Consider the following 19,805-nt stretch of genomic DNA (forward strand, 5'->3'; position numbering starts at 1 on the left):
CTCGCCTGATTGGGTGGGGCGCATGAGATCCGTACTCGTGCTCGGTGGGACGGGCGAGGCAAGACGGCTCGCGGACGCGCTCTCCGCCGTGCCCCGGCTGCGGACGGTCTCCTCCCTCGCCGGGAGGGTGACGCATCCGGCCCTGCCCGTAGGCGAGGTCAGGACGGGCGGCTTCGGCGGCGCGGAAGGACTTGCGGCCTGGCTGAAGGCCGAAGGCATCGACCTCGTTGTGGACGCCACCCACCCGTTCGCCTCCGGGATGACGGCCTCCGCCGCCCAGGCCACCGCCCGTACGGGCGTCCCGTTGCTGGTGCTGCGCAGACCCGGATGGCAGCCCGTGCAGGGCGACCGCTGGCACTGGGCGGCCGACGTCGCCGAGGCGGCGAGGACCCTTCCCGGCCTCGGACGCCGGGTCTTCCTCACCACGGGCCGCCAGACGATAGGCGCGTTCGCCCGCCTCGACGGCCTGTGGTTCCTCGCGAGGTCGGTCGACCCTCCTGAGCCGCCCCTGCCGCGCGCCCTTCACGTCGTCCTGGACCGGGGGCCCTTCACCCTCGACGGGGAACTCGCCCTGATGCGCGAGCACGCCGTCGACGTCCTGGTCACCAAGGACAGCGGCGGGCCCATGACGTCGGCGAAGCTCGCTGCGGCGCGGACGCTGTCCTTGCCGGTACTTCTCGTACGCCGCCCTCCGCTGCCCGAAGGGGTGCCCGTTGTGGCGACCGTGGAGGAGGCCGCCGCGTGGGTCCGCGAAAGCTGACCTCCGCTCAGGCCGGGTAGCGACGCGGCGTGTAGACGACGGGTACGCCCTGCCGTTCGACGGCCCGGGTGGTGGACGACCCGATGATGACAAGGGTGCGCATGTCCACCTCCTGCGGAGCGAAGTCGGCAAGGGTGGTGACGACAAGGCGCTCCCGCGAGCCGCCGACGTCACGGCCGAGGATGACGGGCGTGGTCGGCGCGCGGTGCTCGAGGAACAGCGCCTTGGTCTTCTCGATCTGCTCGCGCCGCGTTTTAGACGCCGGGTTGTAGAGCGCGACGACGAGGTCGGCGCGGGCCGCCGCGGTGAGGCGGTCGGCGACGACCTCCCACGGCTTCAGGATGTCCGACAGCGAGATCACGCAGAAGTCGTGGCCGAGCGGCGCGCCGACGCGTGCCGCGACCGCCTGGGCGGCGGTCAGCCCCGGCAGCACCCGGACGGGCACGCCGGCGAACCGCTCCTGCTCGGCGACCTCGAGGACCGCGCTGGCCATCGCGAACACGCCGGGGTCACCCGAGGACACCACGGCCACGCGCGCGCCCTCGAGGGCGAGTTCCAGCGCGTGGGCGGCGCGTTCGGCCTCGACGCGGTTGTCCGTCGGGAAGCGGCGCTGCCTCGGGTTCGGCGGGACGCGGTCAAGGTAGGGCCCGTAACCGACGAGGGTGTCTGCGGCGGCCAAGGCGTCCTGCGCCTCTGGCGTCAGCCATGGGCGTCCTGCGGGACCGAGTCCGACGACGACGACTTCGCCCTCGCCCTTGGCCGGGCGTGACGGGGAGAGTTCCTGACGCACGGGCACGTGCGCGTTCATCGGGCTCGGCAGGAGCGCGAGGGAGAAGTACGGGGCCGAGGCCGGATCCACCTCCGCGAGGCGCTCGATCCGTTCGGTCCCGGTCGTCGCGCGTTCCACGTACCATGCCTCGTCCAGCCGCCCTGCGCGCTCCAACGCGGCCCTGACCTTGGGGAACGTACGGCCGAGCTTGAGGACGGCAACGGCGTCGGCGCTGGACAGGTGCCCGGCTAGTGCGTCCTCGGGAAGGGTGCCGGGCAGGACCGTCAGGGTCTCCTCGCCCTCCACGAGGGGCCTTCCGAGGGCCGCCGACGCGCCGCTCACCGAGGTCACTCCGGGGACGACCTCGGCCTCGTAGGTGTGCGCGAGCCTCTTGTGCAGGTGCATGTAGGAGCCGTAGAAGAGCGGGTCTCCTTCGGCGAGGACCACAACGTCGCGTCCTGCGTCAAGGTGGGCGGCCAGCCTTGCGGCGCACTCCTCGTAGAACTCCTCCAACGCCCCCCTGTACCCGCCCGGGTGGTCCGTTGTCTCGGTCGTGACGGGGTAGAGGAGCAACTCCTCCACCTGTCCTTGCCGAAGGTAGGGGGCCGCTACGGAACGGGCGATACTGCGTCCGTGACGGGCCGCGTGATACGCGATCACCTCCGCGGCGCCGATCAGCCGCGCTGCCTTGACCGTCACCAGTTCGGGGTCCCCAGGGCCGAGGCCCACCCCGTAGAGCTTGCCGGTGCGCATCACTCCTCCTCGCTGGCGATGGCGTTGACGGCGGCGACGGCCATCGCGCTGCCGCCGCGTCTTCCGTGGACGACGACGTAAGGCAGGTCGCTGTCTGCGAGCGCCTGTTTGGACTCGGCAGCGCCGATGAACCCGACCGGCACCCCGATGACGAGGGCGGGCCGTCCCGCGCCCTCCGCGACGAGTTCGAGAAGCCGGAACAGCGCGGTGGGCGCGTTGCCGATGGCCACGACCGCGCCTTCGAGGCGGTCGCCCCACAGGTCGAGTGCGGCGGCGCTACGGGTGGTCGCCAAGCGCGCGGCGAGCTCGGGGACGCCGGGGTCGTCGAGGGTGCAGATGATCTTGTTGTCGGCGGGCAGCCTGCGGCGGGTGATGCCCGAGGCGACCATCTTGGCGTCGCACAGCACCGGCGCGCCGCCGAGCAGGGCGGCCCGACCCGACGCGACCGCGCCCGGCGACCAGGCGACGTCGGCGACGAGGTCGGTCATGCCGCAGGTGTGGATCATGCGCACGACGACGCGGGCGACGTCGTCGGGCAGCCCGGTGAGGCGTGCCTCGGCGCGGATCGTCGCGAACGACCTCCGGTAGATCTCCGCGCCGTCGCGGATGTAGTCCATCACTCAGCCCTCTCGTGCTTCGCCGACGGCGGCCCCCGCCGTCACGAGCGAGGACAGTACCGGCCCTTCGGACACCCGGTAGCCATCGGCCGTCGCGACGACGTCCACGACGGGGCCCTCCGGCCTGCCGCAGCGGCGTTCGCAGCCGGACCAGTGGACCCTTCCCGCGCCGGGGGTCATGACGGCCCGGGCGTCGGCCCGTACGTCGGCGAGGGCCTTGCCGCAGCCGGGACGTCCCGTGCACGCGGTGACCCCCGCGAGCGCGTCACGCGGGTCGAGGATGAAGCCGTATCTGCGCAGTTCCTCGACGGTTTCGGGGCCGCCCGTCACGACGACGCTGCGCCAAGGCGTTATGACGATCTGCTCCCATGTCGCAAGGACCTCGGCCTGCTCGACCGTAAGGCGGCCGAGCGGAGCGCCGGCCACCACGAGGCCGCCGGGGACGCAGCCCAACGGGATCGCGTTGGGCTCGCGGCTGCGCGCGGAGTCTTCGGGAGAGGCGTCGGTCACATAAGGCAGGTCGCGCAGCGCGCGCACAATGCCCGGCACGGCTTCCGGCAGCTCGGTGAGCCGCCAGGCCGACGAGCCCAACGTCTCCCGCTCTGCGAGGAAGGACTCCGCCGCGGCGAGCAGCGCTTGCACGACGTCGGCGACGGCCACGCACAGCCCCGTGGCGGAGCCCGCTAGGCGCAGCGCGAACCTTGACGCGTCGAGTGCGACCGCCGACACGTCAGCGCGGGGAAGCCGGTCGCCTCCCCCGTCGTCGAGCCCGAATAGGAACCTTCCGGGCAGCGCCGCGAGCCCCGGCCGCGCGCACAACTCCCGGTCCAGCGCGCTGACAAGCGGCCCGATATCGACCCGCCCCGACCCGTCCCCCTCTCCTCCCACGGCGAGGCCGGCCGCGCACTCGGCCGCGACGGAGACCGCTCCGCCCGCGTCCGCACCGGGAACACCGCGCACTCCCGCGTCAGAGGCATGCGCGGCTGCTCCGGGGGCCTCGCCGGAAAGACCGCGCCCGTCCAGGTCAGCGGCGTGCGCGGCCAGGGCCTCCGCCCGAATAGCCGGGCCGAGGACCTCCCACCGCGCGGCCGAGCCCAGGGCCTCCCTCCGCACGGCCGGGCCGGGGGCCTCGCCCCGCGCGGCCAAGCCGAGGGTCTCCCCCCACGTGGCCGAGGCGGGTGACTCGCCCCGTGTGGCCGAGCCGGGGGCCTCGCCCCGCGCGGCCGAGGCGGGTGACTCGCCCCGTGTGGCCGAGCCGGGGGCCTCGCCCCACGTGGCCGAGGCGGGGGCCTCCCCCCGCGCGGCCGAGCCGGGGGCCTCCCCCCACGTGGCCAAGCCGAGGGCCTCCCCCCACGCGGCCGAGCCCAGGGCCTCGCCCCGCGCGGCCGAGGCGGGTGACTCGCCCCGCGTGGCCGGGCCGACGGGCTCCCGCCGCGCCGCCAAGGCGGAGGCCCCACACTGCGCGGCCAGGACGGAAGCCTCCTCCCGCGTGGCTGGGTCGGTGGGTTCCCGCTGTGCCGCCAAGGGGGAGGGGTCGCGCTGCGTGGTCAGGGGGGAGGCTTCGTGCTGGGGTGTGAGGCTGGGGGGCTTTGTCTGGGGGGTGAGGGGGGAGGCGGTGATGTTGCGGACGCGTTCGTGGGTCGGGGAAGGGAGCAGGCCCGCGGCGGTGAGGTGGGCGGTGAGGGCCGGGAGGCGGGCCGGGTCGATGCCGCGGATCTGGATGTTGGCGCGTGAGGTGAGTTCCAGCTCGCCCGTGCCGAACGCGCGGGCGGCGGCGGCCAGCGCGGTGAGCTGGGCGGACGTGACGCGGCCTCCGGGGAGCCTGAGGCGGGCCAGGGCGCCGTCGGCGGCGGTGTGCGGACGGAGCGCGCCGGGGCAGGCGTCGGGACGCTCACGCGGGGTGGTCATGTCGCCATGGTGCCACTTGCCGCCGAACCGCCCGCAACCGGTAATGTCGGGCGGGACGAGTCGTGCGAGGAAATCCGGTGTGAGCCCGGTGCTGTCCCGCAACTGTGATCGGAGGCCACGGCCGCCCGAAAGCCAGACACTCCCGCCCGTCGCCCGACCATCGACCGGGGCGCGGACCCCGAGGGAGGACCGTCGCCATGGGCGAGCCAGTTTTTGAGGGCGGCACTGTCGTGCTGCTTTCGACGTCCGACACCGACCTGCTCAGCGCGCGCGCTTGCGGCGCGGCCTACCGGCTCGGCAACCCGGCCCGTCTCACCGCCGCCGAGCTCCCCGCCCTCACCGACGGCGCTTCGCTCGTCGTGGTCCGGCTGCTGGGCGGCCGGAGGGCCTGGGAGGAAGGGCTCGACGCCCTGCTCGCCGGGAAGGTCCCGGTCGTCGTCCTCGGCGGGGAGCAGGCTCCGGACGCGGAGTTGATGGAGCTGTCCACGGTCCCGTCGGGTGTCGCCGCGCAGGCGCACGCGTACCTCGCGCACGGCGGCGCGGCCAACCTCGGCGAGCTGTACAAGTTCCTGTCTGACACCGTCCTGCTGACGGGTTTCGGCTTCGAGGCCCCGCAGGAAACCCCTGTGTGGGGAACCCTCGACCGCGCAGCGCGCGACGTAGACGGCCCGACGGTAGCGGTCCTGTACTACCGGGCCCACCACACGGCGGGGAACACCGCCTTCATCGAGGCCCTGTGCGAGGCGTTGGAGGACAAGGGCGCAAGGCCGCTCCCCGTCTACTGCGCCTCCCTGCGCTCGGCCCCCGCCGACCTCCTTGACGTCCTCGGTACCGCCGACGCCCTTGTGGTGACGGTCCTGGCCGCCGGAGGCACCCGTCCGGGGGCGGTCTCGGCGGGCGGCGACGACGAGCTGTGGGACGTGGGCGCGCTCGCCGCCCTCGACGTCCCGATCCTGCAGGGCCTGTGCCTGACCAGCAGCCGCGCCGAGTGGGCGGCCAACGACGACGGCCTGTCCCCGCTCGACGCCGCCTCCCAGGTGGCGATCCCCGAGTTCGACGGCCGCATCATCACCGTCCCGTTCTCGTTCAAGGAGATCGACGAGGACGGCCTGACCGTCTACGTCGCCGACGCCGAGCGGGCCTCGCGCGTCGCGGGGATCGCCTACCGGCACGCGCTCCTGCGGCACGTGGACGCGGCCGACAAGCGGGTGGCGCTGATGCTGTCGGCCTACCCGACGAAGCACTCGCGCATCGGCAACGCCGTCGGCCTCGACACGCCGCGCAGCGTGGTCCGCCTCCTGCGCGCGCTCGGCGAGCGCGGGTACGACGTCGGCGACCTGCCCGGAGCGGCCGCGCAGGACGGCGACGCCCTGATGCACGCGCTCATCGCGGCGGGCGGCCAGGACGAGAACTGGCTGACCGAGGAGGCCCTGGCCGCCAACCCGGTGCGCATCTCCGGCGCGGACTACCGCGCGTTCTTCGACACGCTGCCCGACGACCTGCGCGCGTCGATGGTGGAGCACTGGGGCGAGGCCCCGGGCAGCCTGTTCGTCCATGACGGCGACATCGTGCTCGCCGCCCTGACGGCGGGCAACGTCGTGGTGATGGTGCAGCCGCCGCGCGGTTTCGGCGAGAACCCCATCGCGATCTACCACGACCCGGACCTTCCGCCCAGTCACCACTATCTCGCCGCGTACCGGTGGCTCGAGGAGTCGTTCGGCGCGCACGCGGTCGTCCATGTCGGCAAGCACGGCAACCTCGAGTGGCTGCCCGGCAAGGGCGCTGGCCTGTCTGCCGACTGCGGTCCTGACGCGGCCCTCGGCGACCTGCCCCTCATCTACCCCTTCCTCGTCAACGACCCCGGCGAAGGCACGCAGGCCAAGCGCCGCGCGCACGCCGTCCTGGTAGACCACCTGGTTCCGCCGATGGCGCGCGCGGACGGCTACGGCGACATCGCCCGGCTCGAACAGCTCCTTGACGAGCACGCGGGCATCGCCGCGATGGACCCGGCGAAGCTCCCGGCGATCCGCGCCCAGATCTGGACGCTCATCCAGGCGGCGAAGCTCGACCACGACCTCGGCCTCGACGACCGGCCGCACGACGCGGAGTTCGACGACTTCCTGCTGCACGTGGACGGCTGGCTGTGCGAGATCAAGGACGTGCAGATCCGCGACGGCCTGCACGTGCTCGGCGAGGTCCCCGAGGGCGACGCGCACGTGAACCTCGTCCTGGCGATCCTGCGGGCCCGTCAGATGTGGGCGGGCAGGCAGTCGCTGCCGGGCCTGCGCGAGGCGCTGGGGCTCGCCGAGGACGGCTCGGCGGGCCGTGCCGAGACCGACGCGGCCGAGGAGCTCGCCGGACGGCTCGTGCGGGCCGCTGAGGCCGGCGGCTGGGCCGACCCCGCGGCGGCAGTCCGCGAGGTCCTGGGACGCGACGACGAGGCGGTGACGGCGGTGCTGCGCTTCGCCGCCGACGAGGTCGTCCCTCGCCTCGCCCGCACGACCGACGAGATGGCGCACGTCCTGCACGCCCTGGAAGGCGGATATGTCCCGGCCGGGCCTTCCGGCTCGCCGCTGCGCGGCCTGGTGAACGTGCTGCCGACGGGCCGGAACTTCTACTCGGTCGACCCCAAGGCAGTCCCGAGCAGGCTCGCGTGGGCGACGGGCCAGGCGATGGCCGATTCGCTTCTTGAGCGCTACCGGACCGAGCACGGGCGGTGGCCCGCGAGCGTCGGCCTGTCGGTCTGGGGGACGAGCGCGATGCGCACGGCCGGCGACGACGTCGCCGAGGTCATCGCGCTGCTGGGCGTCCGCCCGGTCTGGGACGACGCCTCCCGCCGCGTCACGGGCCTCGAGGCGATCCCGTCGGACGAGCTCGGACGCCCCCGCGTCGATGTGACGGTCCGTATCTCCGGCTTCTTCCGCGACGCGTTCCCGCACGTGGTGGCGATGCTGGACGACGCGGTAAGGCTCGTCGCCGACCTCGACGAGCCGGACGAGGCCAACTACGTCCGCGCCCATGTGCGCGGCGACCTCGCCGAGCACGGGGACGTCCGCCGTGCGACCCTCCGGGTGTTCGGCTCCCGGCCGGGCTCCTACGGCGCGGGCCTTCTCCCGCTGATAGACAGCCGCAACTGGCGTGACGAAAGGGACCTCGCCGAGGTGTACGCGGTCTGGGGCGGCTTCGCCTACGGCCGCGACCTCGACGGCCTGCCCGCGCGCGCTGACATGGAGTCGGCTTACCGCCGGATAGCCGTGGCGGCGAAGAACGTCGACACCCGCGAGCACGACATCGCCGACTCAGACGACTACTTCCAGTACCACGGAGGCATGGTCGCCACCGTGCGCGCGCTCACCGGACGTGCTCCGGCCGCGTACATCGGCGACAGCACCCGCCCGGAGGCGATCCGGACAAGGTCCCTCACCGAGGAGACGTCAAGGATCTTCCGTGCCCGGGTCGTCAACCCGCGGTGGCTGGCCGCGATGCGCAGGCACGGGTACAAGGGCGCGTTCGAACTGGCGGCCACAGTCGACTATCTCTTCGGATACGACGCCACCACCGGCGTGGTCGCCGACTGGATGTACGACCAGCTCGGCAGAACGTACATTCTGGACCCGGAGAACCGCGCCTTCCTCAACGAGTCGAACCCCTGGGCCCTGCACGGCATGGCCGAACGCCTGCTCGAGGCCGCGTCGCGCGGAATGTGGGCGGAGCCCGACCCTGAGGTCATCGCCGGGGTACGCCAGGCTTACCTGGACACCGAGGGTGACCTCGAGTCCGGCATGGAGTGACGGGAATCCGGTTAAGGTCTCCGGGTGACGGATCGAACTCCGGGGAGGCGTCACGGTGAAGAAGCTCGGTGCGGCGGCGGCGGTGGGGCTTGTCGGCCTGGTCTTCCGGGACGTGCCGCACTCGCTCGGCGCGCTCAAGCCAGGCCCGCGCGTGCTGCGTTCGCCGCACTACCGCGACGGCAGATTCCACAACGTGCGCGACGAGCCGCCCGCGTCCGAGCCGATGCGGGCGGCGATCGACTACGCGCGGCGCGAGCAGCGGTCGCCGCTCACGCCGGTCCCGGTGATGCGGCCGCGCTTCGGCGATCCCGAGCCGCTGACGGTGCACTGGCTGGGGCACGGCACGTCGCTGGTGGACATCGAGGGGCGGCGTGTGCTGTTCGACCCGGTGTTCTCCGCGCGCTGCTCGCCGAGCCAGCGCGTCGGCCCCAAGCGGGTGCATCCGGTGCCGGTGGCGGTCACCGGCCTGCCCAGGCTCGACGTCATCGCGATCACGCACGACCACTACGACCATCTCGACGCGGCGAGCGTCAAGGACCTCCTGCACACCCAGGACGCCCCTTTTGTCGTGCCGCTGGGGGTCGGCGCGCACCTTGAGCGGTGGGGGGTGCCGGTGTCGCGGATCATCGAGCTCGACTGGGACGAGACAGCCGTCGTCGCGGGCCTGCGGATCACCTGCACGGGCGCGCACCACTTCTCGGGCCGCGCGCTGAAGCGCAATCCGACCCTGTGGTGCTCCTACGTGGTGGCGGGCACCGAAAAAAAGGTCTTCTACAGCGGTGATTCGGGGTACTTCGAGGGGTATGCCGAGATCGGCGAGACGCACGGGCCGTTCGACGTCACGCTCATCCAGGTCGGCGCGTACAGCGCGTCGTGGGCCGACATCCACATGACGCCCGAGGAGGGCGTCACCGCCCATCGCGACCTGCGCGGCGAGCTGATGATCCCGGTGCACTGGGGCACGTTCGTGCTCGCGCCGCACGCGTGGAACGACCCGCCGAACCGCGTCAAGGCCGAGGCGAAGCTGCACGGGGTGCGCCTGGCGATCCCCCGGCCCGGCGAGCGGATCGACGTGTCCGCGCCGTCCGAGCCCGACGGGTGGTGGGAGCCGCTCGCCTGACCGCCCTAGGTCTTCTCCGCGCTCGGGGCGGGCGCGCCGAGCCCGGCGACGTCACGGACGAGCAGGCAGGCAGCGGCCCCGACCAGCACCATCAGGACCGGGAAGAGCATCGTCGGCCGTACGGCGGTGACGAACGCGTCCTCGAAGACCCTGGCGGCGAGCCGCTGCACCTCGGGCGGCGCGCCCGCCGGGCCCGAGTGCTGGCCCACGCCGAGTTCGAGGCCCGCCCGCGCCGCGCCGGCGAAGCCGCTGACGAACTCGTCACGGTTCGCCTCGGGCACCTGGGACGCGGCGTTCCGCGCCCCGTCGGCGAGCGCGACGGCCATCCGGTTCTGCAGGATCGCGCCCGCCGTCGCGTTGCCGAGCACCGAGCCGAGCTGGCGCAGCGTGTTGTTGACGCCGGCGGCCGCCCCCGCCTCGGCGGGCGGGACCGAGCGCATCGCCTCGGTCGACATCGGCGCGAACACGCACCCGACGCCGATCCCCGCGACGATGAAGGGGGCGAGGAACACCGTCCAGTGGCTGTGCGGGCCGATCACCGCGACGAGCCAGGCGAGCCCGATCGCGTAGGTGACGAGGCCGAAGATGAGGATGCGTTTGCCGCCCAGTTTGTCCGACAGCCGTCCGGCGTAAGGGGCGATGATCATCGACATCACCGACGATGGGGCCATCACCAGCCCCGCCTTGATCGCCGAGTACTCCAGCACTGACTGGAGATAGATCGACATGGGCAGGAAAAGCCCGATCATGCCGATCGACACCGTCACCCCGACGAGGCCGAGGACCGTGAAGTTCCGGTTGCGCAGCAGCGAGAACGGCAGCAACGGCCCGTTGTCCTGCCTGCGGCGCTGCTGGGTGAAGAAGACCGCGAAGATGACCGCCGCCGCCGCGAATGAGGCGAGAATCCACTGATTCCAGTCATAACGCTGGCCCTCGGTGAGCGCGAAAACGAAGAAGAACAGCCCCGCCGACGCCAGTGCGACGCCCGTCCAGTCGAGCGGGACGCGCGCGGAGTGCCGCACGTCCGGAATCACCGCGAACGCGAGGACGAGCACCAGCACGCCGATCGGCACGTTGACGAAGAAGATCCACCGCCAGTCGAGCGCCGTCACCAGCAGGCCGCCGACGGTCGGGCCGGCGATCGTCGCGAGGCCCGCGACCGAACCCCAGATGCCCATCGCCGCACCGCGCCGATCCGCGGGGAACGTCGCGATGATCAGCGCCATCGTCTGCGGCATGAGCATCGCCGCGCCGAGGCCCTGCACGACGCGGGCGGCGATCAGCTGCCACGCTTCCTGCGAGACCCCGCACAGGAACGACGCGATCGTGAACACCGCGACGCCGAGCACGAACATCGGACGCTGCCCGCGCAGGTCGCCGAGGCGGCCGCAGGTGATCAGCAGCACCGCGAGGATCAGGACGTACCCGTTCACCACCCACAGGACCTCGTCGAACGAAGCGTCAAGGTGCGCGAGCATGTCCGGGATCGCGATGTTGACGATCGTCAGGTCGAGGAGCGTCATGAAGAACCCGAGCGACAGCGTCAGCAGGATCGCCCAGGGGTTGCCGCGCCAGCGGCCGAGCAGCGAGGTCACGGCGGAGACGATACGCCCCTCGTCCGGCTCCCGCGATCAGTAGAGGGTGGCGCGGTAACCGGCCTCGAGGTCGGCGTCGATGACCTGCGCGGGGGCGGGGATGGCGAGGATGTCGCGCATCATCGCGCCGAGCGACGGGACCACGTCGGCCTCCGGCCACCCCTCCTGCCGCCACAGGCCCGACCTGCGGAAAGCCTTGGCGCAGTGGAAGAAGACCTCGTCTATCTCGACGAGGATCGCGGCCTTCGGGGCCTTGCCGTCGACTGCCAGGTCGGCCATGAAGGGGGCCCGTGCGACGACCCTGGCCCGGCCGTTGACGCGCAGGGTCTCCTCGCGTCCGGGGATCAGGAAGAGCAGGCCGACCGACGGGTGCATGATGATGTTGCGCAACGTGTCGTGCCGTTTGTTGCCGGGGCGTTCGGGGACCACGATGGTCCCGTCGTCCAGGACCTTCACAAAACCCGCGGGGTCGCCGCGGGGGGACAGGTCGGCGTTGCCCTCGCCGTCGGAGGTGGCAAGGAGGCAGAAGGGCGAGGCGGCTATCCAGGCGCGCGCGTGCTCCTCAAGGCGGGGCTGCACCTTGCGGATGACCGAGTCGTGCGGCTCGCCGAGCAGACCCGCCAACGCCTCGAGATCCGCGACGAACTCCACCCCGTCGTGCACGCTGCTTCCCCCTGTTTTCCGCCGGTGCGTGAGACCGATCTTACAGATACGGCGTAACCGATCATCCGTTTTGTCGCTTCACAGGGGATTCGTCCCTGGGTGGCATTGTGGGCGTCCAGCGCGGCCACGGCCTTCTGCGCTCCAGCTCGGCGGCGACCCGCAACAGGGCCTCCTCCTCCCCGTGCCGCGCGACGATCTGCAACCCGACCGGCAGCCCTTCCCGCGTGAAGCCCGCCGGGACGGAGATCGCCGGATGCCCGCTCAGATTGAACGCCCAGGTCAGAGCCACATTCATCCGCTCACCCGGCCCCTCGTGACCGTGCGGCGGATACGGGGCCGTCGGCGTGAACAGGAGATCCGTATGCGCGAAGAAGGCGGCGAGCGCGTCGTCGTTCAGGGCTCGGGAGGCCGCCGACGGGCCGCCGGACGTGGCGGACCCGTCTCGTGTGGGGGATGCCGCGTCCGGTTCGCCGCGCGTGGAGGGCGACGGGATCGGGACGCCCGATGTGAGGGATGGCGGGATCGGGGCGGCTCGTAGGGACGTCCAGGTCTCGGCCGGGTCGTTTAGGCGTAGTGATGTGGCGTCGAGGCTCAGGGGGCCCTGTAGCGCCTCTGCGGCGGTGCGGGCGATCTCGGCGACCTCGGGGTCCACCTCGGCGAAGCCGAGGGTCGCCGACCATGCGCCGCGCAGGGAGACCGGGAAGGCGTCGAGGAGGGTACGGGCCCCGCTGAGCGCGTCATAGGCGGCCGCCGCGTCCGCGACGGTACGGGCGAGCGGCCCCGGCGTGTTGAGCCCGGCCCGATCCCGCGCGGGAAGCCTCCCGTTCGTGAGCTTCAACCCGACGATCCCACACCATGCCGCAGGAATCCTGACGGACCCGGCACCGTCGCTCCCCGTCGCGAGCGGCACCATCCCCGCCGCGACGGCCGCCGCCGACCCCGCCGACGACCCGCCCGGCGTCACCTCAAGGCACCACGGATTCCGCGTCACCCCACGCGGAGTCCACCCCCACGTCTGCCACGCGGTCCCCGCCCGAGGCACCGCGGTCTCCCCCACCACCGCACACCCCGCCGCCACCATCCGCCGCCCTTGCTCCGACCCCACCCCTTCACTCCCCTTCACCCCCAACGGCACCCCCGCCAACGCCCCATCACCCCCCACCCCCGAACGAACCCCCACAAACGCCCGCACCACAGCATCCCTCTCCCCCACAACCTCCAACGCCGCCCGAACAACCTCCTCCCTGGACACCACCCTCCCCCGCACAAGCCCCCCGATCTCCACCCCGCTCAACCCCACATACTCCGAAGCCTCCACCGAACCTCCCACCCCCCTCTCCCCGTCCTGCTCCGGACATGATTCACCGTTCCCCCCACGGAACCCCCACCAACCCGCAACCATCAGACCCACAAGGCGAACAGCACGAAGGGCCCCAAGAACGACGTGCGATGCCGACGGGGGCTCAATGTCAGTTACGGGGCAGGCTGTGACGGTTCGGCTTGAGGCGCTTAGGTTTTATCGGGATAAAGGAGGGGTTCGGTGAGTTCGGAGCTTTCGGTGCAGGGGCAGGTGGGGGGGATGTCGGAGACGGCGCAGTTGGTGGCGGTGGAGAGGTATAAGTATATTTTGCAGCAGATTCATGCGTTGAATGAGAATGTTTATAAGTTTTTGGCGATTTATCAGACGCTGGCTACGGCGATTGTGGGGGCTGGGATTTCGGTGTTTTTGGGGCATGACAAGTGGGGGGTGGGGCCTGAGGTGGCGCGGGGGGCGTTGCGGGGGTTGTTGTGGCTTGAGACGTTTGTTGCGGGGTTCACGATTTTGTTGGTGGTCATTGGGGTTTTGTCTTGGTTGGATTATCGGCGGGAGGAGTGTGAGTTGTTGGATGAGCTGGTGCGGCCGGGGTTTCGGGCCAAGCCGAGGATCAGGGCGGCTTATCGGTGGTATGAGACGTATGTTGTGTTGTTCATCGGGGGGTCTACGGTGTTCCTGTGGGTGTACACGACGACGCTGCTGCTGCCGGCGATCAAGTGAGCAGGGCGGGGATCGACCACGTCGGGGTCGGGGTGGGGGCCCTGGTGTTCGACGGGGAGGGGCGGGTGTTCCTGGCGAAGCGGGGGGCCGGGGCGCGTAATGAGGCGGGGACGTGGGAGTTTCCGGGGGGTGGGGTCGCGTTCGGGGAGCGGCTCGCTGACGCCGTCCGGCGGGAGTTCCTTGAGGAGTACGGGATGGAGGTCGAGGCGACGGGGCTGCTCGGGGTGTTCGATCATCTGCTTCCCGAGGAGGGGCAGCACTGGGTGTCTGCCACGTTCCTGGCGAAGCATGTCGGGGGGACGCCGGAGATTCGGGAGCCGGGGAAGTGTCTGGAGATCGGGTGGTTTCGGCTTGACGCGCTGCCTCGGCCGCTGTCCCGGATCACCGAGGAGAATCTGACGGCCTACGCGAGGGAGACGGATCGGTGAGGGCGGCGTTTGCGGAGCGGGTGCGGGCGTGTGTCGTCGCGGGGGCGGTCGGTGACGCGCTCGGGGCGGGGGTGGAGTTCCAGTCGCTCGCCGAGATCCGCCGAGTTCACGGGCCGCGGGGCGTCGAAAGGCCGCTTCCCTGTTACGGCGTCGCCGGGGCGGTCATCACCGACGACACGCAGATGACGTTGTTCACCCTTGAGGGCCTTATCCGGGCGCAGAGCGGCGATGTTGAGGGGTCGGTCCACCGGGCGCACCGGAGGTGGCTTGCCACGCAGCGGCTGTCTTCGCCGCGTCGAGGGCACGTCGAACTACCGGGTGCGGGAGGCGTCGACCTTGACGGCGGCCTGTCTGACGAGGCTTGGCTGTACGCGCTGCGCGCGCCGGGGAACGCGTGCATGTCCGGCCTGTCCTCGAGGCGCATGGGCACGCCCGCCCACCCGCAGAACCCGGGCTCCAAAGGCTGCGGCGCGGTAATGCGCTCGGCCCCCTTCGGGCTCGTCCCTGCCTGGAGTCCCGAGGAGGCGTTCACGCGCGCGGCGGAGTGCGGCGCGCAGACACACGGCCACCCGACGGGCTACGTCGCGGCGGGAGCCTTCGCCGCGATCGTCCGTCACCTCCTCGCCGGGGAGCCACTGGCCGGTGCCGTCGGGCACACCGTGGCCCTCCTCGACGCCCACGAGAACGGCGCGGAGACCCGTGACGCGCTCGCCAAGGCGGTCGCCGCGGCCGCGCAAGGAATCCCGTCACCCGAGCTTCTGGAGTCGCTGGGCGAAGGCTGGATCGCCGAAGAGGCCCTCGCGATGTCCGTCTACTGCGCCCTCGCCCACGCCGACGACACCGCGGCCGCCCTGCTCCTTGCCGTCAACCACTCGGGCGACAGCGACTCGACGGGCGCGATCACCGGCAACCTGCTCGGCCTCCGCAACGGACTTACCGGCATCCCCGACGCGTGGCTCAGCGCGCTGGAAGGCCGCACGACGATCGAGGGCGTTTCCGACGCATTCGCGAAGCACTTCGCATCCTGAGAATTCTTCCACGTTCCGCCGGGTACATCCCTGGACGTGCCCGGTGACACATCACCCCCCTCGGGTAGGTGTTTCCTTTGTGAGATGACCGCTCCCGTGAGCTTCTGGGACCGCCTCCCCGCCGATCTGCAACGCCGTCTCGACGCCGAGCACCGCACCGTCGCGCACGGTCCGCACGCGGAGCTGCAGTTGCAGAGCAGGCTCGCCGAGGACGTCCTCATCGTGCGCGACGGGCACGCGCTGGAGATCCGCCGCGCGACCCTCACCAACCAGGCGTCGGTGATCGGGGTGCTCGGCCCGGGTGACGGGGCGGGGCTGCACCTGCTCGCCGGGCAGCCGCAGCGGGCCGACGTCGTCGCGGTCGGCAGGGGTGCGATGCGGGTGCTCAGGGTGCCGCAGGCGCGGTTCCGCCAGCTCGCCGAGGAGCACCACGCGTTCGCGACGGCGGTCCTGCGCACGATGGACGACCGCGCCACCCATGACGGCCTGCGCCTGGCGCTCGCGCTCGCGCCCGAGGTCGGCGCGGACCAGCGCCTGGCCGCGCACCTCGTGGAGCTCGCCGAGCGGTTCGGCCGTCCGCACGGCGGCGGCGCGCTGCTCGACATCGGCCTCACCCAGGAGGATCTCGGCAGATACGCGGGAGTGACGCGCGCACGGACAAACCGCACACTGAGCAGGTTCCGCCAGAAAGGGCTGCTCGACGCGCACTGGCGGCGTATCACCGATCTGCCCGGATTGCGGCGGATCGCGGAACCGTTCGACGACCTGTGGTCGGTGACCCCGCACCGCAGACCGCTCCTCGGCGAACCCGCGAAGCCCCGGCTGCGCGGGGCGGCGCTCCCCGCCGGTCTGGCCTGGCCGAGGCCGCCGTCACTGCCGCCGGAGGTGCGGCACTTCACCGGCCGCGCCGCCGAACTCAGCCTGCTGCGCGACGAGCTGTTGCACTCCCCCGGCCAGCGCCTGGCCGTCCTGCACGGTCCGAGCGGCTCGGGCAAGTCCGCGCTCGCCGCGCACTTCGCGCACGCGATGGCCGAGCACTTCCCCGACGGCAGGATCATGGTCGACGTCCGGGGCCGCCCCGCCGCGACGGCCCTCGGCGCGATCCTGCGCGCGCTGGGGCTGCCCGGCGAGAAGGTCCCGCGCGGCGAGGAGTCCCTGACCGAGCTGTACCGCCGCATCGTCGCCGACCGCGACCTGCTGCTGGTCTTCGACGACGCCGAGGGCCCCGCCCAGATAAGGCGGCTGCTCCCGATGACGCCGTCATGCGCGGTCGTCGTCACCTCGGGCGAGGCGCTGCCTTCTCTCGGTGGAAGACAGATCGCCGTAGGGCCGCTCGCGGAGGACGAGGCCGCCGACCTCGTCGCAAGGATCGCGCCGTCCGCTCCCCCGGAGACGCGGCGTGAGGTGGCCCGCCTGTGCGAGCGCAACCCGCTCGCCGTACGCGTCGCCGCAGCGCGTCCCGAAGGGCTCGCCGACCTCCAGGCCGGGACGGAGGCCGCGGGGGTGCGGTCGGCGTTCATGGTCGCCTACCGGGGCCTGGCGGAGGAGCACCGCCATGTGTTCAGGTTCGCCTCCCTCACCCCGAGCGCCGACTTCTCCGAGGAGTCCCTGAGCGCGCTGGTAGGTCTGCCGGTAGCGGCGGCCGGCGGCGTCCGGGAGGCCCTTGACGCGCTCGCCGAGGCGGGCCTCGTGACGCGCCAGCACGCCGGACGGTACCGCTGGCACGCCCTGCTGCGTCAGTTCGCGCTCGACCGGGTTCGCCTGGAGAACACCCAGCACGAGCGCGACGGGGCAGTCGACAGGGTCCTCACCTACTTCCTCGACGGCGCGCGCGAGCACGGCGACCGTCTCGGAAGGCACCGCCGCGCCTTCCATGGGACGGGCCCCGAGCCCTCCGCGCCCGAGCTGCGCGACAGGGGCCTCGCCTGGTTCGAACGCGAGCTGCGCGGACTCGTCGCGGCGGCGCGGCTGGCCGCCGAGGCGGGCCGCCACGAGGTCGCCTACGGCCTCGCCGACGCGTGCTTCGACTTCCTCGAACTGCGCAGGTACGGCCGCAGCACGATCGACATGCACCGGATCGGCCTGCGTTCCGCGCGCCTGGCCGACGACCCCCGCGCGGTCGCCCACATGCTGCGCAACCTGGGCGTCGTACATCTCGCGGTAGGCGAGTACATGGAAGCGTTCGCGTACGCAAAGATGGCCGGCCGCGCGTTCGCCGACCTCGAGGACAGGCACGGCCAAGCCGTCGTAGAGGGGGATCTCGCAGCCGTCCACCAGCTTCTCGACCAGCACGACGCGGCCATCGGCAGCGCCTGGCGGTCCCTTGAGCTGTACCGGGACTCGCGTGACCGGCGCGGCGAAGCCGACGTCCTGCTACGGCTCGGCGAGAGCCTGTGCACGCTCGGCCGTTACGCCGAGTCGTTGGAGGAGGCGGAGCGGGCGCTCGCGTTGCACAGGGCGTCCGGCGACGCGCGGGGCGAGGCCGAGGCGCTGCGCATCCGCGCGAACATCAGGCACGGCCGCCGCGAGCACGAGGCGGCGCACCGCGACGCGGCCGAGGCGCTCGCCCTCAGCGTCGCCCGCCATGACGCGACGGGCGAGGCGCGCGCCCTCACGATCCTCGCCAAGGTGGGCCGTCACCTACGGCTGCACGGCGAGGGCCGTGAGCATGGCCGCAAGGCCGTCGACCTCGCGCTCGCGTCGGGCGACCGGCAGGCCGAGGGCTGGGCGCGGATCTGGCTCGGCTGGACCCTCCTCGACGAGGCCGACCTCGACGGCGCGCTCGCCCAGCTCGACGCGGGCCTGCGCGCGCACATCGAGATCGACCACCCGCGCGGCCAGGTGTCGGCGCGCACGGCGATCGCGATCGTGCTGCAGCAGCGCGGCAGGCTGCACGAGTCGCGCAGCCAGCTCGAGCAGGCGCTGTCGCTGGCCCGCAGGATCGGCGACCGCAGCGGCGAGGCGCAGGCCCTCGAGGAGATGGCGACGACCCTGCGCCGCCTGCACCAGCTCAGGGACGCCAGAACGTTCGGCGAGGCGGCCCTCGCGGCGTGGCGCAGGCTCGGCCACCCGCACGGCACCGCGACCGCGCACGGCGGCCTCGCCCGCATCCACCTGCTCGCCGGGGAGATCGACGCGGCGTTGGCCGCGTGCGACCAGGCCGAGGCGCTGCGCGACCATCTTGGCGACCGTGTCGGGCTCGGCAGGGTCGCCGACACGCGCGCCCGCATCCTGCTGCGGATGGGCGAGTACGGCAGGGCGCTGAAGGTCATCGAGGAGGCGCTTCCGCTCATGCGCAGCGGCGGCGCGCCGTTCCCGCTCGCGTCGGCGCTGCTGGTGCGCGCGTCGGTGCTGCTCGAGCTGCGCAGGTACGGCGACGCGCACAAGCAGGCGGTAGACGGCCTGCGCCGCGCCGAGGAGCTTGGCGACGGGGCCGCCGAGGCCGAGGCACGGCTGGTGCTCGGGCTCATCCAGCAGCGGCAGGGCGGGGACGAGGGCGCGCTTGAGCAGTTCAGGCACGCCGACTCGGTCCTCGTGGACGTGGACGACCAGGGCGGCCGCATCGCCGTCCTGCTGGCCCAGGCGCTGTCCCACGAGCGCCTCGGCGGACACGACGAGGCCGACCGGTGCCGCCGCACCGCCCACGAGCTGCGCCGGTGGCTGGCGCGGCCCGAGCTCCCCGGAGGCTGATCCCCCATGTTCCTGTCGCTGCTGTCGGAGGAGACCAAGCGCGAACTCCACCACGCCGGATCGAGCGTGATCTACCGGCGCAACCAGAACCTCATGCGCGAGGGCACCGTCCTTGACGCCGTCCGCGTGCTGGACTCCGGCTGGGTCAAGGTGTGGGCGCGCCGCGACGGCCAGGAGCAGATCCTCGACCTGCTCGGCCCCGGCACGATCCTCGGCGAACTCGAACTCGCCGACGACAGGCTCCAGCTCTGCTACATCACCGCGCTCACCGACGTCCGCGCGACCGCCGTGCAGCCCGAGCGCTTCAAGGCACTGGCGGACCGCAACCCCGAGGTCTACCGTGCGCTCGCCCATGCGATCACCATGAAGTTCCGCGACGAACACGCGCTACGGATGGCCCATCAGGGCGCACAACGCCTGCGCGTACTGCTGATCCGCCTCGCCGACCGTTACGGACGCCCCACGCCCGACGGGCTCGTCCACGTCGCCATCCCGATCACCCGGACGCTCCTGGCGAGCTGGGCGCGGCTCACCACGGCCGCCAGCGGCAAGATCGTCACCCGCTCGTTCGGCGCGGGCGTCCAGTTCCGCCCTGACGGCCTGCTCATCCGCCGCGCCTGCCTCGACGTCCCCGACGACGACCTCTGA

General features: G+C 72.2%; 14 protein-coding genes and 1 riboswitch. Of the genes, 8 read left to right on the forward strand and 6 right to left on the reverse strand.

Annotated features, from left to right (window positions below; genetic code table 11):
- Positions 1–22 precede the first annotated feature (22 nt).
- Positions 23–760: a cobalt-precorrin-6A reductase gene (locus R9X44_RS05600; RefSeq protein ID WP_319812892.1), complete on the forward strand. Its 738-nt coding sequence runs from the start codon at positions 23–25 to the stop codon at positions 758–760.
- A gap of 7 nt (positions 761–767) precedes the next feature.
- On the opposite strand, the gene R9X44_RS05605 is transcribed toward R9X44_RS05600, so the two are convergent.
- Genes R9X44_RS05605 through R9X44_RS05615 form a run of 3 tightly spaced genes read right to left on the reverse strand, consistent with a single transcriptional unit; the run spans position 768 to position 4,807 of the window.
- A complete protein-coding gene (locus R9X44_RS05605; RefSeq protein WP_319812893.1) occupies positions 768–2,282 on the reverse strand; it encodes a precorrin-2 C(20)-methyltransferase in 1,515 nt (504 codons plus the stop codon).
- Entirely contained in the window at positions 2,282–2,902 is a 621-nt protein-coding gene (locus R9X44_RS05610; protein WP_413774911.1) for a precorrin-8X methylmutase, read from the reverse strand. The genes R9X44_RS05605 and R9X44_RS05610 overlap by 1 nt, the downstream gene beginning before the upstream one ends.
- Complete coding sequence (locus R9X44_RS05615; RefSeq protein WP_319812895.1) at positions 2,903–4,807, reverse strand: hypothetical protein; 1,905 nt, start codon at positions 4,805–4,807, stop codon at positions 2,903–2,905. It lies immediately after the preceding gene.
- 33 nt (positions 4,808–4,840) lie between these two features.
- Positions 4,841–4,970: riboswitch (cobalamin riboswitch) on the forward strand.
- Positions 4,971–5,004: 34 nt separating this feature from the next.
- Between R9X44_RS05615 and cobN the strand changes: the two genes are divergently transcribed.
- Together cobN and R9X44_RS05625 are read left to right on the forward strand one after the other, a co-directional pair.
- Complete coding sequence (gene cobN / locus R9X44_RS05620) at positions 5,005–8,598, forward strand: cobaltochelatase subunit CobN (protein ID WP_319812896.1); 3,594 nt, start codon at positions 5,005–5,007, stop codon at positions 8,596–8,598.
- Between the two features lie 55 nt (positions 8,599–8,653).
- Entirely contained in the window at positions 8,654–9,718 is a 1,065-nt protein-coding gene (locus R9X44_RS05625; protein WP_319812897.1) for an MBL fold metallo-hydrolase, read from the forward strand.
- Between the two features lie 5 nt (positions 9,719–9,723).
- Here R9X44_RS05625 and R9X44_RS05630 read toward each other — a convergent pair whose 3' ends face one another.
- The 3 genes from R9X44_RS05630 to R9X44_RS05640 form a co-directional block, all read right to left on the reverse strand.
- Positions 9,724–11,313: a DHA2 family efflux MFS transporter permease subunit gene (locus R9X44_RS05630; RefSeq protein WP_319812898.1), complete on the reverse strand. Its 1,590-nt coding sequence runs from the start codon at positions 11,311–11,313 to the stop codon at positions 9,724–9,726.
- A gap of 36 nt (positions 11,314–11,349) precedes the next feature.
- Positions 11,350–11,976, reverse strand: a complete 627-nt coding sequence (locus tag R9X44_RS05635; protein ID WP_319812899.1) for a pyridoxamine 5'-phosphate oxidase family protein — start codon at positions 11,974–11,976, stop codon at positions 11,350–11,352.
- Positions 11,977–12,037: 61 nt separating this feature from the next.
- Positions 12,038–13,378, reverse strand: a complete 1,341-nt coding sequence (locus tag R9X44_RS05640; RefSeq protein WP_319813576.1) for an amidase — start codon at positions 13,376–13,378, stop codon at positions 12,038–12,040.
- 138 nt (positions 13,379–13,516) lie between these two features.
- On the opposite strand from R9X44_RS05640, the gene R9X44_RS05645 reads away from it, so the two are divergent.
- The 5 genes from R9X44_RS05645 to R9X44_RS05665 all read left to right on the forward strand — a co-directional run bounded on the left by R9X44_RS05645 (position 13,517) and on the right by R9X44_RS05665 (position 19,805).
- Positions 13,517–14,011 carry a hypothetical protein gene (locus R9X44_RS05645; RefSeq protein WP_319812900.1) on the forward strand — a complete coding sequence of 165 codons (495 nt, stop codon included), beginning with the start codon at positions 13,517–13,519 and terminating at the stop codon, positions 14,009–14,011.
- Positions 13,969–14,439, forward strand: coding sequence for an NUDIX domain-containing protein (locus tag R9X44_RS05650; protein WP_319812901.1), 471 nt, complete (start codon positions 13,969–13,971; stop codon positions 14,437–14,439). Before R9X44_RS05645 ends, R9X44_RS05650 begins: the two co-directional genes overlap by 43 nt.
- Positions 14,436–15,467, forward strand: coding sequence for an ADP-ribosylglycohydrolase family protein (locus tag R9X44_RS05655; RefSeq protein WP_319812902.1), 1,032 nt, complete (start codon positions 14,436–14,438; stop codon positions 15,465–15,467). Before R9X44_RS05650 ends, R9X44_RS05655 begins: the two co-directional genes overlap by 4 nt.
- A gap of 84 nt (positions 15,468–15,551) precedes the next feature.
- Positions 15,552–19,157, forward strand: coding sequence for a tetratricopeptide repeat protein (locus R9X44_RS05660; protein ID WP_319812903.1), 3,606 nt, complete (start codon positions 15,552–15,554; stop codon positions 19,155–19,157).
- A 6-nt stretch (positions 19,158–19,163) separates the two neighbouring features.
- Positions 19,164–19,805 (forward strand): Crp/Fnr family transcriptional regulator, encoded by a 642-nt coding sequence (locus R9X44_RS05665; protein ID WP_319812904.1) that lies wholly within the window; start codon positions 19,164–19,166, stop codon positions 19,803–19,805.

Source organism: Actinocorallia sp. A-T 12471, from assembly GCF_033875155.1.
GTDB lineage: Bacteria > Actinomycetota > Actinomycetes > Streptosporangiales > Streptosporangiaceae > Actinocorallia.